Source organism: Mucilaginibacter sp. OAE612, assembly GCF_041806395.1.
Classification (GTDB): domain Bacteria; phylum Bacteroidota; class Bacteroidia; order Sphingobacteriales; family Sphingobacteriaceae; genus Mucilaginibacter; species Mucilaginibacter rubeus.
Genome location: NZ_JBGMUW010000001.1, coordinates 4,067,296 through 4,084,011, shown reverse-complemented (window position 1 = coordinate 4,084,011; position 16,716 = coordinate 4,067,296). Strand labels below are relative to the sequence as shown.

General features: G+C 43.8%; 16 protein-coding genes. 12 read left to right on the top strand and 4 right to left on the bottom strand.

The window, feature by feature from the left end; all coding sequences use genetic code 11:
* Positions 1–2: 2 nt before the first annotated feature.
* From ABID99_RS17045 to ABID99_RS17015, 7 genes are all read left to right on the top strand, one after another.
* Positions 3–902, top strand: coding sequence for an AraC family transcriptional regulator (locus ABID99_RS17045; protein WP_373614470.1), 900 nt, complete (start codon positions 3–5; stop codon positions 900–902).
* A gap of 349 nt (positions 903–1,251) precedes the next feature.
* Positions 1,252–1,401 (top strand): hypothetical protein, encoded by a 150-nt coding sequence (locus ABID99_RS17040; protein WP_373614469.1) that lies wholly within the window; start codon positions 1,252–1,254, stop codon positions 1,399–1,401.
* Between the two features lie 696 nt (positions 1,402–2,097).
* Complete coding sequence (locus ABID99_RS17035; protein WP_373614468.1) at positions 2,098–5,283, top strand: SusC/RagA family TonB-linked outer membrane protein; 3,186 nt, start codon at positions 2,098–2,100, stop codon at positions 5,281–5,283.
* Positions 5,284–5,334: 51 nt separating this feature from the next.
* Positions 5,335–6,834, top strand: coding sequence for a RagB/SusD family nutrient uptake outer membrane protein (locus ABID99_RS17030; protein ID WP_373614467.1), 1,500 nt, complete (start codon positions 5,335–5,337; stop codon positions 6,832–6,834).
* A gap of 24 nt (positions 6,835–6,858) precedes the next feature.
* Positions 6,859–7,554 carry a hypothetical protein gene (locus ABID99_RS17025; RefSeq protein ID WP_373614466.1) on the top strand — a complete coding sequence of 232 codons (696 nt, stop codon included), beginning with the start codon at positions 6,859–6,861 and terminating at the stop codon, positions 7,552–7,554.
* A 32-nt stretch (positions 7,555–7,586) separates the two neighbouring features.
* On the top strand, positions 7,587–8,561 hold the full coding sequence (locus ABID99_RS17020; RefSeq protein WP_373614465.1) for a hypothetical protein: 975 nt from the start codon (positions 7,587–7,589) through the stop codon (positions 8,559–8,561).
* Positions 8,562–8,604: 43 nt separating this feature from the next.
* Positions 8,605–8,898: a hypothetical protein gene (locus ABID99_RS17015; RefSeq protein WP_373614463.1), complete on the top strand. Its 294-nt coding sequence runs from the start codon at positions 8,605–8,607 to the stop codon at positions 8,896–8,898.
* A 553-nt stretch (positions 8,899–9,451) separates the two neighbouring features.
* Here ABID99_RS17015 and ABID99_RS17010 read toward each other — a convergent pair.
* Positions 9,452–10,912 (bottom strand): PAS domain-containing protein, encoded by a 1,461-nt coding sequence (locus ABID99_RS17010; protein WP_373614462.1) that lies wholly within the window; start codon positions 10,910–10,912, stop codon positions 9,452–9,454.
* A gap of 491 nt (positions 10,913–11,403) precedes the next feature.
* Between ABID99_RS17010 and ABID99_RS17005 the strand changes: the two genes are divergently transcribed.
* From ABID99_RS17005 to ABID99_RS16985, 5 genes are all read left to right on the top strand, one after another.
* Entirely contained in the window at positions 11,404–11,547 is a 144-nt protein-coding gene (locus tag ABID99_RS17005) for a hypothetical protein (RefSeq protein ID WP_373614461.1), read from the top strand.
* Positions 11,548–11,607: 60 nt separating this feature from the next.
* Positions 11,608–11,769, top strand: a complete 162-nt coding sequence (locus ABID99_RS17000) for a hypothetical protein (protein ID WP_373614460.1) — start codon at positions 11,608–11,610, stop codon at positions 11,767–11,769.
* 258 nt (positions 11,770–12,027) lie between these two features.
* The gene (locus ABID99_RS16995) at positions 12,028–12,411 is read left to right on the top strand and encodes a hypothetical protein (protein ID WP_373614459.1); all 384 of its coding nucleotides are present in this window, start codon (positions 12,028–12,030) and stop codon (positions 12,409–12,411) included.
* A gap of 421 nt (positions 12,412–12,832) precedes the next feature.
* Positions 12,833–13,228, top strand: a complete 396-nt coding sequence (locus ABID99_RS16990) for a hypothetical protein (protein WP_373614458.1) — start codon at positions 12,833–12,835, stop codon at positions 13,226–13,228.
* 5 nt (positions 13,229–13,233) lie between these two features.
* Positions 13,234–14,208 carry a cytochrome-c peroxidase gene (locus ABID99_RS16985; RefSeq protein ID WP_373614457.1) on the top strand — a complete coding sequence of 325 codons (975 nt, stop codon included), beginning with the start codon at positions 13,234–13,236 and terminating at the stop codon, positions 14,206–14,208.
* A 197-nt stretch (positions 14,209–14,405) separates the two neighbouring features.
* Here ABID99_RS16985 and ABID99_RS16980 read toward each other — a convergent pair whose 3' ends face one another.
* Genes ABID99_RS16980 through ABID99_RS16970 form a run of 3 tightly spaced genes read right to left on the bottom strand, consistent with a single transcriptional unit; the run spans position 14,406 to position 16,700 of the window.
* On the bottom strand, positions 14,406–15,296 hold the full coding sequence (locus ABID99_RS16980; protein WP_373614456.1) for a helix-turn-helix domain-containing protein: 891 nt from the start codon (positions 15,294–15,296) through the stop codon (positions 14,406–14,408).
* Between the two features lie 20 nt (positions 15,297–15,316).
* Positions 15,317–15,904, bottom strand: a complete 588-nt coding sequence (locus tag ABID99_RS16975) for a DUF1569 domain-containing protein (protein ID WP_373614455.1) — start codon at positions 15,902–15,904, stop codon at positions 15,317–15,319.
* Positions 15,864–16,700: an oxidoreductase gene (locus ABID99_RS16970; RefSeq protein ID WP_373614454.1), complete on the bottom strand. Its 837-nt coding sequence runs from the start codon at positions 16,698–16,700 to the stop codon at positions 15,864–15,866. The genes ABID99_RS16975 and ABID99_RS16970 overlap by 41 nt, the downstream gene beginning before the upstream one ends.
* Positions 16,701–16,716: the final 16 nt, after the last annotated feature.

Genomic DNA, 16,716 nt, shown 5'->3' with positions numbered 1-16,716 from the left:
GTATGAAAGTTTTGCAGTTTACCATCCCTGTCGCTTACGATAAAACTGTGATCGCAGAAAAAGTTTGCCAGAAACACCATTATCCTTATCTGCACCGCCATAAAGAAATACAAATTACCTGGATCAGAAAAGGAGAAGGAACGTTGATAGCGGGAAACCATATGCATGATTATACCGCCGGCGATATGTTTTTTATCGGAGCTAATATGCCACACGTTTTCAAGAGTAACCCGGATTATTTTCTTACAAGCCCGGATAAGGAAGTAGAGGCTCTTACCATATTCTTTAACCCGGAGGGAGGACTCACCCAATTGTTTGGCCTTCCGGAAATGAAGCAAACATTATTTTTTATACAGCAGCATCAGCAAGGGTTTAAATTTCCGGCTTATCTGCGGGGAAAAATATCAAGCGCTATGGTTAATTTAGAACAGGTTTCCGGGATTGACCAGTTAATTGCCTTCTTCGACCTGCTTAAATTGGTTGTTGATATAAAAACAAAACTTGATCCATTGTCCTGTGGAAATCTTCCTGCAATTACTGATCATGAAGGTATCCGGATTGGCACCATTTACGACTATATTATCCACCATTATGGTAAGGAACTAACCTTGGAGGATGTCGCGAAAATAGCATTTATGACCCCGGAATCATTTTGCAGATATTTTAAAAAGCATACCGGACACACGTTTGTTTCTTTTTTAAATGAAGTGAGAATTAATGAGGCTTGTAAAAAGCTTGTAGCAAACAGATTTGAAACCATAAATACCGTTGCCTATAAATGCGGATTTAAAAGCATCACCAATTTTAACCGGGTGTTTAAATTAATTATCGGCATAACACCCAAAAATTATATGGACAATTATAACCAAAATATTTTAGCATTTAACGTCCAGGCAGGTTGATGTTTCACGTTTCTAACCGTAAGTACGATTAAATTATTACTTACTTAAAGTACGATAAACCAGTGTGAAAAGAATTATTGATGGGAACCCTTTTACGTTCGGCAGTAAACTTAACTTCAGTCGTTTCAGCCTCAAAACCGTTATGGGTGTGGAAGAGCCCGGGGCCATAATGGGCCTTTGTTGCTGATGCATTATTCACAACGATCAAAAAGATCAACTGGAACTGTAACTTCCTTGCGGTCCTTTTATTTATAAAACTTTACTGGCGATTTCGTTAAAGAAGCCGGGCTGCGGGCCTGAGCGGTGCATAGAACGATCAGCAACAGGCAATCATATTTTAAAGCCGGTGATGCGCAAATCAGCCTCCCGGCAAACGGAGACGCAGGGCAGATACTATTTCAAAACAACCGTTCCCGGCGGGGAATTGCAGTGGGCTGTTTACCTGTTTTCAACCGGGCCGGCGCGTGCAAACCAATACGCAGGACGGCTGGAGTTTTAACAAGTATTTACAACTTCAACGATCAGGGAATCTGTGATCAGGTCTGATATATGGTAAAACCTGGAACAACATTCCGGGGCGTCAGGTGATCTTGATTATCAGCCATAGCTGCGAACGCCGTGCTGTTAACCGGAGTAACCTTCGGGCGCTTCTCAATGATCGGAACTGAAATCTTTCGGTGCGGCAATACCCGCCTTGCTTAGGCATAAGTTTCACGGCTCATCTAAACTTTAAGTACAGCGATATATTCAATTAATCATTGGTGTGGTTCGCTCTTGTATAAATGGTCGATTTCTATCGATGTATGCATGCTGCGTCGACTGTAACCGGTACAACCGGTCCGGGTAGGTTTGTTATTGAAATGCGCCCGCCGCCGGCGTATTTAGCCTGCATTTATTCATTCAAATAATTTACAAAATGTTATTATCAAAGGGTAATTTCTGACTAAATGGCGGTTTAATATCTGTTTACATTTGGTTAACAGCAAGTTATTGTCGGGAATTAAAACAGCCATTACAAAACTAAAACTGAATACCCGGCAGTAATATACCGATTCAACGGCGGTTAAACTGATTATTTAAAATTAAGATTTGCCTATGACATAACAACAAACGGTGGCATTCCACGGATGTTACCAGTACATCAACCTGTTAATTAAAGTTCAACATTCACTAATTAAATTTAAACATCAACGAAATGGGAAAACGTTTACTAATTTTAATGCTTTGCTACTTTTTCTGCAATAGTGTTACAAAAGTTCTGGCGCAGACCAATGCCGTAACCGGCGTAGTTAAGGACAACGAGGGTAAAGCGGTGCCGGGAGCTACTGTGGCCGAAAAAGGAATGGCCACTAACGGTACTACCACCGATCTTAATGGTAAATTTCAGCTTACCTTAAAAGGCAATTTAAATACTATCACCGTCAGTCTAATCGGTTTTAGAAGGCAGGAAATTAAAGTGGACGGCAAACCATTAATAATAACCCTGCAAATTCAGGAAAATTCTTTATCAGATATCGTTATTGTAGGATACCAGAAACAAAACAGACGGGAAGTCACCGCGGCGATATCTTCCTTAAGTGGAAAGGACATTGCCAATATACCGGCGGCAAGTTTCGATCAGACGCTTCAAGGGCGCCTTGCCGGTGTGAGCGTTTTGTCAAGCACTGGTGAACTGGGGTCAAAGCCCGCTATTGTAATCCGGGGGTCAGCCAATATAGACTTTGGGAACGCTAACGGTGGGAACACAGGACCCCTATATGTCATAGACGGTATTATTTTCGACGTCAATGCTATGGGTAGCGCTTATGGGAATAACAATCCTTTATCACTCATCAACCCTAACGATATTGAATCGATAGATGTGCTAAAAGACGCTTCCGCGGCTGCCATATATGGTGCACGGGCGGGTAATGGGGTAATTATTGTAAAAACAAAGTCAGCCAAGCAAGGAAAGCCTCAGGTTACCGTATCCGCTTTTGTAGGTTCGGTTACCAAGCCTAATTTTATCAAAGTTTCGACGGGAGCGGCAGAGAGGTCGCTTAAGCTTGCATTGTTGCAGCAGCTTACCTATGGTGACCGGCAACTTGGTGTCATACCGCTGGCTATAACCGATAGTCTCAATTCCGCTTTTAACAACGATGTTGATTGGCAGGGCTTGCTTGTTCGGCAACAATCACTGGTCAATAGCCAGGATGTAGCAATTTCTGCAATCACTGGTTCGACATCATACCGGTTATCTATCAACCACTATAACGAACAGGGCGTTTTGCACGGTTATGGGCTGGAAAAGTTTTCTCCTCACTTAAATCTTACAATCAAACCGCTGAAAGGCATGGAATTAACCGCCGACCTGTTAATGTCTTCTCAGCGCCAGCAACATGGGGTTGGAGGAGCAGGAGCCAATCTTTTTGGTGCATGGAATTTTCCAACTTCTTTTGCACCGTTGACACAGGCCCAATATGACGTTTACACCGGCAAAAAACACTATTATGATGATGATCGTGCATTTTCAATTATCGGCTCTTTACAATTGAAACAACAGATCACTCCTGACCTTATATTTAACAGCACCTACGGGTCGACCAATTATACCAATAAATACGGTTACTTTTCTCCGGTTGAATTAAATGGCACATTAAATACAGCTTACGATATTTATGCCAGCAACCCATCCTGGTCATTTGAGAATTTTCTGCAATACAACAAACGGATTGGCAGGCACAACTTTCTGCTTGCCGCAGGGGCTTCGCTCTATAGCTATGAAAATTACTATAATTATGCTTCTGCAGCAGGTATTTCCGTTTCGGGGATAAGTACTGTTCAGACCGTCCCTCCGGGAACGAACCTGAATGCGTCTACCTCTTATCAGCGAAAAACAACCGAGTCTTATTATACCCGCATTAACTATGATTATGCCGGCAGGTACCTTTTAACCGCCAGCATACGCAGAGACGCAAGTTCTATATATAGTTCAGCCTATAGATGGGCCACTTTTCCAGCTGTTGCTGCCGGGTGGATTGCTTCGGACGAATCATTTTTTGAGCCAATAAAAAAAACTGTCAATTTCTTTAAGATCCGTGCAAGCTACGGCATAACCGGAAAAGATCCTGGGCAATGGTATTCTAAATACCAGTCACTGTCAAACGATGCAAGCTACTTCGGCGGTACAAACGGAACAATTAACAACTTTGGGCAGTTGGGTGGAAATGCCAGCACTTATAACGGCACTACGGTTGTATCTCCTTTTTCTTATTACAATAACTTTTCGAACTATGGAACAAAGGCAAATTCAACGGTAAGGTGGGAAAGGGACCCCCAACTGGATTTTGGTGCTGATGTGGAGCTTTTTAACAGCCGGGTTAATTTAACTTTTGACTGGTACCGGAAAGATTCAAAAGATGTATTCTTCTATAATGTCCCCGCTCAGGCGACGAGTGGCTATCAATATCAATCCGGTAACTATGTCGACTTGCGTAACCAGGGCCTGGAGTTTGCTGCCAACATCAACGTTTTAGGTGCCAAGTCCCCTTTTCAGTGGAACTTCAACTTCAACATTTCCTTCAACAAAAACATGGTGACCAAATTGCCAAATAACAACCGCGATTTCTTGTTTGATGTGCCATGGTTTTACAAAACATTAACCTTAGGCAAACCGATATTCAGTTACCGGATATTCCATACCAACGGTGTTTATGCTACAGATGCGGAAGTTCCTATTGATCCGACTACGGGCGCAAAAGAAACCGCTAACGGTGTGCCATTGAAAGCCGGTGATCCAAGATATGTCGATGTAAATGGCGATTATAACATTAACAATGACGATAAGTATGACGGAGGTAACCCCAATCCTAAATACACAGGGGGGCTCGGTAGTACATTCCGATACAAGCGCATTTCGCTGAGCTTCTTCGCATCGTATGTCTTTGGAAGGAAAATATTAAACGGAGCGCTTTCCGACGAGTTAAATGGCAGCAAATACCCAGGTAGTTATGGTACTACAGCGGGGCCGGCTACCTATGTCAGCCTGCTTAACCAGTTCTGGCAAAATCCTGGGGACCAAACTAAATATGCGAGGTTAGTTTACAGTAACGCGGACGCCAACGTGAAGGATCCCTGGAATATAGGAAACGAATACTTTGTGGAGGACGGAAGCTTTGTAAAACTCAAAAACGTGACTTTAGGCTATGATCTGCCAGACAGATGGATTAAAAAACTCGGTATGAACAGATTTAATATATACGTAATGGGCGACAATCTGGCCATGTGGAAAAAAGCCAAGGATATAGCAGATCCCGAATTGGTAGACCCGACAACAGGCTCCGCAAACATCATATATCCGACAGCGGCGAAATTTACCCTTGGTGTTAACATCGGTTTTTAAAAGAGCGGGATAAACCTTAATTCTAGCAAATAACTTATAAATCATACTCCAATGAAAAGAAAATACATATTGATATATATCGTGGCTGCGGCGTTATTTACTGCTTCCTGCCGCAAATTTCTTGATCAAACGCCCGTAAGCACACCTACAGATGCGACTACATGGCAAGCCGACGGTGATGCGAATACCGGCGTAGCGGCTTGCTACTCCCTGATCAGAGCGGCATTTAACGCTTCCATAGGATATTATGCATATGGAGATCTTGCGTCGGGCGAATTCAGCAGCTCCGACCAGCCCGACTTTCAAAAAGTGATTGACTTTAACCTTGGCGCGGGAGTAGCTTCAACGGCTACCGATAACCCGTTGTTAAAATTAAGGTTATGGACTCCGTTTTTTACCGCCATTGCACAAAGTAACAGGGCAATATCGTTTATTACAGCCATGCCGGTCACCGTTTTTAACGGGACATCAGATGCCGAAAAACTTGCCCAAAAGAACAAATATCTGGGCGAAGCTTATTTTACCAGAGCATTTTGTTATTTCACAATGGCCAGGATATGGGGAGATGTTCCTTTGGTGTTGGAGAATAGCGACGCGACGGCGGCTCAACAGTATGCAAGGTCTCCGCAAACTGATGTGCTTAAGCAGGTAATCAAAGATGTTAACCTGGCCATTCAATACCTAAATTGGAAGGACAGTGGTTCGTCTGATCGTTCAGTTCGCGCAGATAAGGGTGCAGCTTACGCTTTGCTTGCTCATATTTACGCATGGATGGGTGATTATCCGGCCTGCAATACCGCCTGTGACGCCATTATTAACTCCGGGTCATATTCCCTAATGCCTGCAGCATCCTTTATGGATATTTATAAAGGCCAGTCGCAGGAAAGTATTTTTGAAATTGCGCAAAACACGCTGGCGGAAGGTTACAATGCAAACGTTTATTACACCCTGGCATCCCAGACACTTACTGCTCCTTATTTAAATAACACTGTTCCGGTCTGGCATGTGAATAATTCGCTTGTTCAGAGCTTATACAGCGATACGGCTGACGTACGCTTAAAAAAGGGATTTATAATAGTAAAAAATGGAACGACATCTTTTTACGAATGTGTCAAATATACCAACATTCAAACAGTTAATAACAATACCGCGTTAAAGGTTGCGCTTAATAATATAGTGATATTCAGACTGGCTGATATCATATTATTAAAAGCGGAGGCATTAAGTGCCGGACATACCGCCAACTATGCTGCAGCGTTATCTCTTGTTAATGCGGTGCGTAGTGCCAGAAATGCCAGACCCCTGGCCGGCGTCTCGGGCACGGCAGTTGTTCAAGCCGTAACCGATGAAAGAGGGCGTGAATTGTTCCTGGAAGGACACAGAACATTTGACCTGATCAGGCTGGAAAGAATAACGAAGCAACAACAGTTTGACAATGTCACGCCGGGCGAATTTGCAGCGGGGAAAACTTATTGGCCTATCGATCCAAATTTGTTTCTCAATAATTCTAAAATTATCCAGACCCCGTTCTGGATCGGGAAAGTTAATTGATCCACAAATAAATAAAGACATACGATGAAAAAATCAAATCATTATTTAAGTATTGTGCCGGTGGCACTATTGCTCCTGCTTTGTTTAGGTGCCTGTAAAAAGAATAGCTACCTTACCGACGGCGGCCTTCAAAAAGCTGCGACTCCGTTCTCAACATATGATTATCTGAAAAACAACAAATTTCACCAGTTTGACACCTTGCTTACTTTAATTGATTTCTACAAATTAAAGGACAGCATAAATAACAGTAAGACCTTTTTTGCACCTCCCGATATGGCTATCAACTTGTTAATGAAAAGAATAACTGTAAAGAGGGAAGTAGATGGTGCCATACTTTCCAGTCCAATTACCAATCTGAAACAGCTTACAGATTCTGTCAGTGCCAATCTGTTTAAACAATATATGTTTAACCAAACCATTACGCTCGACGGGGCAGGTATTACAGCGGTTTCTTACGCCAACAAAGCGGGTTCCGCCGCCCCGTGTGCTATAAAAAAAGTTGCAGGAATAAGCTCTGTCTATTTGTCCAACAGCGCTTTAAGTTATAATTATTATACGTTAGAGTATGTAGTGGTGAACGGTACGATAGATGGCCCCTCCGGTCCGTCTCCAGGCGACCTGGTCGACGCCAGTTTACCCTGCCAGACGTCAGGTATCCAAACCAGTACGGGCACCACGCTTCACGTGCTGGCTAACTTTGCCGTATTGAGAAAGTTATAATATAAATTATCAAGTTATTTAAATTAATTATCATGCGTAAGAATTTTACATATTGGATAGCAGTAACGCTGCTGCTGACGATAGCAACCTTCAGTTGCAATAAAATAAAAACAGGGTTTATAAGCGACAACATCTACTATAATGTCAATCCGTTTACTGTAGCACAAGGAATTACAACCGTGTCCGCCGGCTTAGTGATTGATGGTTCCACGACACCCGTCAATGTAAAATTGCTGGCAGTCAGAGATATGGCAACAGGCGCTGACGCTTCTAAATATCTGCTGACAAAGGATACTGTGCGGGTATATAAAGGCAATGTTACTGCTGACGACTCTACGATTGCATTGTTGAGTACAAAACTTAAGGATAGTACACTAGCTCCATTTAGTATTAATCCAATAGGTGGACGCCTTCAGTTTACGCAAGCGTCCAAGTTTGTTCCTGTAGGGTCTTACAATATCGATTTACAGGTATCTAACGTCAGAGGAACACGGATATTAACGAACGCCTGCAAAATAAACGTAGTAGGTAGCATACCTGATACGATAAGTTACAAAGCATATAACCATTCTGACGCAACGTATACTAGCTTCGTGGGTTTTTCGGCTTCGTTATTAGATATTAAAGTTACCTATAAGCCGGACGGGCCGGACAAAATCATCTATGTATGGAAAGATAAAAATGGCAAACCTTGGAACCCGGCCAACGGGGAAGTTATCGGACGGCCTGGAAGACCGAATTTTTCGGACTTCGACCCTTATTATCCAGTGGCGAAAACAGATACCTCATTAGAATACAAGTATCCGGGCGGTGTTCCAGTTTTCCCGGTTTTTACCACTTCAAAAAACTATCCCGGTTTTGTCGGTGGACCTTATTATTACAGTATTGTTGGAAAGCACACTGACGTTGCAATGGCTGTTAATACGACTTTAACTGTAGGTTTTTTTCTGACAAAGGGAACTTTTGTTGTTACAACTAAGGTAACAGACGTAACCAGAGTCCCTTAAGTAAGGTCATTTTCCGGCTGTATTCATTATCTCGTAAAGTGCAATGAAACTAGTCTTTAATCCTTGTCAATTTGCGCAAAACAGTTCCTTGCGGTTTCCTTTCAGGGAAGACCTTAAAAAAGACTTTCTGTTGATCGGTGTATGCCTGCACCGATCAGCAGATGGTGAACTTTTCTTCTTAATGGAGGCTATTCCGCGATTTCCCTTACCTGAGTTTGTCAATGTTTATGCTATGGAGCGTATTATGATGAAAAATACGAGGAAATACGGTGTAATAAATTTCTCTATCCTTGCTCCTGTAAATGAATTATTGCCGATAGCAAAGATAATACCGTGACGAGGCGAGGGACCCTTTTCACGAATTTTAGTCGGCCTTTTTGGTGTTGCTGCCGGACTGGCCCTTTCCGGAACCTTGCAAAATTTTGCCAGCGGGAAGTCATCTAATTGTAAGCTGCATTTAAAAAGATGTGCTGATCGTTAGATTATTACTATTGGTTAGCCGGATAGACCAGTCGGCGTTGTCGCTTTTCCTGATGTCCATCAGCACGTCATTCTGGTAGCTTTTGCCATTATAATCAAAACTGACGTCGGCATGGCCGAGACTATTGTTAGCGCTGTCATGAGGCCGGTAGGAGCGGCTGCTGTGACTGGAGGTAACGCAGCCTGAACTGGAGCAGTTGATGCGATATCGCTATAATCAAAGAAGCGTGCAGTGCCATTTAAACGCAAACCGTTCCATTAAAAGTAATGGTCACATCCTAATACATCATTTTTCCTTGTCCCGATTTTTCGAAGGTCATGCTGAAAAGCGATGGAGTCGTTTAGGTTATGCACCTATCGACATTCCTTTATAGGCCCGCCATTAGTAAATATCGTAATGGTGGCAAAAACTACAAAATCAAAGTAAAGGTTGTCCCCTTGCCGACTTCACTATCTACCGATATATCACCTTCGAGCGCTGTGACGTGGCTTTTTACGAGAAACAATCCAAGTCCTTTTCCTTCTCTGCTAAAATCAAATCGCTTGTAAGGTTTAAACAGGTCTCCACCATGTTTATCGATGTCGATCCCTATCCCGTTATCACCAATCTTGATGATGGCCTTGTTGCCGTTTATTTGTATATTCACCATTATCTCCGGCGTTTGCGTCGACCTGTATTTTAAAGCATTGCTGATGATGTTAAAAAAGATGCTGTGGAGATAAGCTTTATGCGATGGAATGATAAACGAACCTTCTGGAAGATGAAGCAGCGCACCCGATTTGTCGATATTATTTGTTAAATCCGCTTTCACATTTTGTAAGATTTCAAGCAGATCGACCGGCTCCCTGTTAATCTCTGCAGAACCGTCACTTACGGATAAAATTTTACTTAGGTCCACTATTATCTGGTCCAGCCGATTAACGGAGGTCTTGAGATTTTCAATACAATGTTCCATGACCTCAGGGTTATCTTTTTCCATTCCCATCAGGTCACTGATGCCTATAATATTTGCTACCGGAGACCGAAGGTTGTGTGATACCACGTAGGCAAACTGCTGTAGTTCACGGTTGCGGACAAAAAGATCATCAGCAAATTGCTTCATTTCTTTGAGCGACTTCTTCCGCTCGGAAATATCATGCATTGCGCCGACCATCCTCACCGCTTTCCCATCAACGCCCCTGATTACAAAGCCACGGTCAACTACATCAGCATATGTTCCATCTGCCCGCTGGTAGCGGTATTCGTCTTTCCAATTAGTTTCAGTACCGTAAATCACCGCGTAAACACTGGCGACTACGCGGTCAAGGTCTTCAGGATGTATATGATCGGTCCAAGAATGTAGATCCGGGATTACTTGATTTTTAGGATAACCGAATATTGCCTCGAAGCCCTCGCCCCAAAATAAGGTGTTTTTTTTCAGGTCCCAATCCCATATGGCATCTGATGTGGCCTTTGTCACATATTCATAGCGCTGGTTACTTTCCTGAAGCGAAAGTCGGAGTAATTCCCCCTGGCGTTTAACAGTGCCGTCACGCGCGATACAATGCAGTTCTTTTTCTTCCTCATCCCAACTGGCAGACCATAACATCGGTATGTGCTTTCCCGCTCTATGTATACAACGGTTCTCAAACCTGTTTGAGGAACCTTCATTCATTATATCAGCTATAGATGCTCGGGTTAATTCTAAATCATCAGGATGGATAAGTTCGAGATAAGTTGTAGCAGTAAGTTCTGAAGGGCTATAGCCTAGTAAAGTGTTAACGGCGGAACTCACTCTTAAAAAGCGCCCATGCTGGTCAATCGTACAAATAATATCGAGTGAAAACTCAAATATCTTATCAAGTTCCCGTTGGGTCTTCTCTAATGGCATGCAGTGTTACTTTTGTTGGTGTAAACCGACTCGTTTATTTGGTTAGTTACTGTCTTTGTACGGAGTGTCACCCTAAAAGGATTTGTATATTAACTATTCGCCTGTGACCTAATTGATCGTACTGCCGGTTGGACTGGAGCATCGCTGTCGGCACTCAAAGCAACCTCTTGCTAAGGATTTACATGCTGAGGCTTTTAGTACTCACACATTTCATCTTGTAGATTATTATTCTGCGCAAATAGATCACGCAACAAGTTTTTTTACGATCTAACACCAAATTATGGCAAATCAAACGATTCCGTAAAGTATGGGGCAACTGTCATGTTAGCTATCATTATTGGCTTAGTGTTAGGCTACCTATTAAGGGGCCGCCGCCGCTCCGTTTATCCGTTTTCGCCAACCGTTGCGCAAACGAAAACCTTCCGAAAATATTTTTGTCATAATTAAATCACTTACCTGGAAAAGAAAATATAGCAGCAAGAGGATCAAAAGTGGAAAGAAATTCCGTATCGGAACAGTCACACGAGCTAAAATACGAGGCAAAGAAAACGGGGACTTCCAGTAAGGAAGTAGAAGCCGCAAAGAAATCAGCCAGCACCAATCAGCGTAAAGCTGTTGAGAAAAAGCTAAAGTAAGCTGAGCCGCGACAAAAAACAAAAAGCCCCGAAAGGGGTTTTTGCATCAAACAGGAATTTATGAGCAGTGCATTTGTAAAAGAAGGCGAATCCGACCAAGGCATAGACATCACGCCAAATATGGCTTCTTTGCTGATCTTTCTAAAAAGAGAGAATGGCGGACCAGTTCGTGAACTGCAAAACCGTTTCAGGGATAGACATCAAAAGGAAGTCCATAAATGAGCGATTGCCTTATATGATCAACGATTAGAACCAATGGCAGGTCATACTAGAGTAGCATGGCAGAAAAAGCTCCAAGTACCCAAGTCGCCATTTATCAATAAAATACTCTATACGAAAGGCGCCAAAATTTACTATGTGAAACCGGAATAAGTAGCCAACTTTGAATTCGCTACCTGGACAAAGACCGGTCGCATCCGCAAGCCGACCACCTTCCTCGGTTAGCCTGATTAACTTCGCTTTCACTTAACGAAAAGTTTCGTGGACGAAAGCAAGGATAGCCAAACCGTGAAAGTAGATGGCTGCCCATTAACGTTTAACCACCTGAGTAAAGTTTATTGGCCGGAGGATACCATTACCAAACGGGATATGTTTAATTATTATGATCAGGTCGCCGAGTATATGGTGCCTTATCTGAAAGACCGCCCCATGTCGCTCAACCGTCTTCCCAACGGTATCCATGGTCCGAATTTTAATCAAAAGAACGTAAAAGATAAAGTGCCGGATTGTATGGCAACGATGCCACATACCAATGATAAAGGTGAAGAAAAAGAATACCTGGTGGCTATCAATAAAGCCAGCCTGTTGTGGATGGCCTCTTTTCATCAGATACCGCTTGATGAGAGCAAGCATAGTTACATGTAACTGTTGTTTGAACAAACTTGCTTTAAATAATTCACGGAACCTATAGAGACTGAGAATTCGGCGTAAGAAGCTCCATTCTCCGTTGATTGAAAACCCTCCGATGACGCAGAACACAATCATGAGTATGAACAGTATTTTCATAATATGACGTATTTACGTATTAATTACATGCTCCATGACTTTTCGGTGCCTGTCCCGGTTTGGTATTTACGCCTCAAGAGTTAGTGTTACTGCAATTCTCTTATTCATAAGGCGTGTATTTGGTTCGTTGAAGATTTAACTGCTCTCGAATTTATAAAGTCTTGTTGCGCAAACTTCATAAGCTATGCAACAAATTCGAAAGTAATTGTAACATGCGCTAAAGTGCCTTTATGAAATATGACTTTTATTTGCGATAGTCAAAGGCCTTAAAATCAACTCAATGAGAACAAAATCTCTGTTAACCATTTTCAGTATTGTTTTATTTGCCGCCGTTTCATTTACTAGCCAAACCAATCCGCTGGTAGGGAAATGGGAAAATTCCGGAGTGTTCAAAGGCGATCCTTACAAGTTTCTTGCCATTTTCAGGGCAAACGGAACCTTTGATGGTTTTATGAATAACAAGGAATTCGTAAGCGGGACGTATCATATGAACCACGATACACTTTATATGTCGGACCCTACCTGTAACGCGAAATACGAAGGCAAGTACAAAGTTGAATTTTTCGGGCAACTTGATTCCCTGAAATTTCATGTCATCCAGGATACCTGTAAAGGACGTGTAGAAGGAACAAATGGATTCTTATTTAAAAGAGTTCGCCAGGCAGTTAAGAAATAATTTTAATGAAAAAGTTTTGGATCATCCTTTTAACATTGGGTATCTCCCTGATCATTTCGCAAGGTGCATTCAAAGAACCTGATTCAATAACTGCTGTCATGTTAGGACGGAAACTTTTTTTTGATCCTATACTTTCACGTAATGGTAAGATCAGCTGCGCATCCTGCCATAAAGAGGAATTCGCCTTTTCAGATACTTCTCCCATAAGCTTAGGCGTACATAACAGAAAAGGTGTGAGAAACACACCATCAGCCATGAATATGAGATTGCAGGTAGCTTTCTTTTGGGACGGGAGGGCCACTACGCTGGAACAACAGGCTTTGATCCCACTCCAAAACCCGATTGAAATGGATCTTCCTTTAGCTACGGCGATATCTCGTCTCCAAAACAATGCTTACTATAAAAAGGCTTTCCAATCTGTTTTTCATTCACTACCAAATGCAAATAATTTAGCTAAAGCAATAGCATCATTTGAACGGGCCCTTGAAACCAGCGATTCACCATTTGACGATTGGCGCATGAACGATAATGAAGATGCAGTAAGCGAATCTGCAAAACGGGGCTTTGCCATTTTCAATGGCAAAGGACGTTGCATCCAGTGCCATTTCGGACCAGACTTCAATGATGTTGAATTTCGTTCCATCGGCCTGTATGATGCTAAAACATTACAAGACAGCGGTCGGGCCTGCGTTACGAAGAAAAAAACAGACCTTGGCCGGTTTAAAATAGGTGCCTTGCGAAATATTGCAATTACCGCCCCTTATATACACAACGGCATGTTTAAGACTTTGCGACAGGTAATTGACTACTATAACGATCCGGATAAAATAGTTCCTCACTCGATTAATCGCGACACCTTACTCAATACTCCAATGGGCCTGAGCGAACAGGAGAAAATCGATTTGGAGAGTTTCCTGGTTTCTTTGACAGATAAGCGTTTTGCATCAAAAGCTAAAAAATCCCAATCTTTTAAAAAGTAAATTACTTATGAATATCAAAAAACAACCTTAAATGGAAATATTCTGTTTCTTCGCCCCACCTGATTTACAAGTTATCAGACTTATAAGACCGTAATGTAATTTCACCGGGATCTTTTTGAAGAGATAGACCTGCCTATCAATGATCAGTAATCACCACATTGGGACGTTCAATCTTTTTTTGATAACAATTTACTGCTTTAATTTACAAGCCGTTTTTTAAAATCTTTAGGGGTGGTCCCAACCTCTTTTTTGAACAGCCGGGCGAAGTAAGACATATTTTCAAAGCCGAGGGAATAGGCGATCTCGGAGACGTGGTCGCCGGATTCCCGCAACCGGTTCTTGGCGACTGAGATCAGGGCGATATGGATCAGTTCCTGCGCGGTTTTGCCGGTCTCCAGCTTCAGCGCGTTGCTGAGGTAACGGGGAGACATATTCAGCTCAGCGGCGAGGGTGGACACGGAGGGCAGCCCTTCTTTCATCAATTTGTCCTGGCTGACGAGATCATCCAGCAGCCTTTGGAAAGCCGTGACCGTCTTACCGCTGAGTTCCCGGCGGTTGATGAACTGCCGTTTATAAAATCGCTCAGCATATTTCAATAAGGAATCGATATTGACCAGGATAATATCACGGCTGAATTCGTCCTGATTATTACTATATTCGGTGTCGATCGATTCGAACAGGCGCATGATGATCTTTTCTTCTTTGGGTGCCAGGTGTAAGGCTTCGTCCGCCTCATAGTCAAAAAACGAATACCGCCCGATCTCGCGCTGCAGGGCGCTGCCCAGTAAGAAATCTTCATGAAACAGCAGGATATAGCCGCCCTCTTCCAGCTCCAGGTTATGGATCTCGATGACCTGTCGCGGTTTCCAGAATACCATCGAACCTTTTTCATGATCGAATCGCGTGCGCCCGTACAGCCAGTGCCCGGCTTTGATGTGTTTGAGGCCGATCATGTAGCAGTCGCAAGTGAACTCCCTGAAGTTTAGCACCAGGCCGGGCGTGATCCTGATCAGGCTGAGCATGGGATGCTCCGGTTCGGGCAGGCCATTGTCGCGGTGCATCTCGCTTAAGGAACGGTAATGTTTCATCAGGTCTAATTTAAAAAAGATCAGGCACTAAATTGTCTTAAATGGTAATCGATATGGATCAGCGCCAGTTTACCCCATTGTTTGCGGGTTAGCCGTCCGAACAGCGGATGCGGCCCCCAGGCTTCGGTTGGCGTGGTCCAGGCTTTGTCCAGAATCTCCGGCAATAGCTTTTGCTCCTGCTCGAAATCATATGGTGCGTCATGTGGTATCACAAAGTTAAGCGGCATGCGCAGGCCACGCGGCTGCTCAGGGAAGAAGTCCACCAGCAGGCATTTGAATACCGAACGGCTGAGTCCGTAACTCTCGTCCCAAAGATCGAAATAACCCAGCGCCCCGCCCAGCGACAGGTTGAGATGGTGCAGCATTTGCGCTGCAGCCATCGTACCCCATGCCCGTTTGGAACCGGGCGTCAGGCTTTGCACCCGCCGCCGGAACTCCGCCTGCTTTTGCGGGCTGTAAAACAGCAGTCCGTCTACCTGTGGCGTGATCAGGGCTTTGGGAAAATATTTCAGGATAGCGATAAAGGAATACCACAGTTCCTTATTGATCAGGTTACGTTTCATGGCTTTAGATCTCTGTAGGGCTGAACTTTCCGGCCCAGGCCTCAATTTCCTGGCTGGTTTTATCGCGGTTGGTCCGGTAGGTTTGGAGGGAATCCAGTCCGACCGGTAAATGAAGCGGCGGATTTTCGGTGTTTGCCAACTCCAGGATCACCTGCGCCAGTTTGGCTGGGTCGCCGGGTTGGTTGCCATGCAGGGCTTCCGGAACTGCTTTCATCTGGCCTACTACGGTAGGTTGATAGTCTGCAATTGATTCCTTAGTAAGGGAATAGCTTTGCGCGTTCAGGAATTGTGTACGGAACAAGCCTGGTGCCAGGGCAGTAACCTTGATGTTAAATGGTGCTAGTTCCAGGGCCAAACCTTCGGATAAGCCTTCAACGGCGTATTTGGTCGAGCCATACAGGGCCCAGCCTGCTAAGGCACCGTAACCGAAGAGCGACGAAATATTAATAATGTGTCCAGCCTTTCTTTCCCGCATACCGGGCAACACCGCGCGGACCAGGTTCAGCACGCCGAACACATTAGTGTCATACTGCCGCCTCACTTCTTCAGCCGAAGCTTCCTCAATGGCGCCGACGATGCCGAAACCGGCATTGTTGACCAGCACGTCAATCTGCCCGAACTTCGCCAGGCCTTCGCCGACCCCTTTTTGTACTTCAGCCTCCTGGGTAACATCCAGGTTGACGACCAGCAGATCGGCCGGGTTTCCTAAAGCTGCCTGCAAGCCGGCGGCATCATTCCTGACGGTAGCGATCACCTTGTCGCCCGCTGCGAGAACGGTTTTTACGATTTCCAGGCCGAAGCCTTTGCCGGCACCTGTAACCAGCCAAATTTTCTGTTTCATGGTTATTGATTTTTAA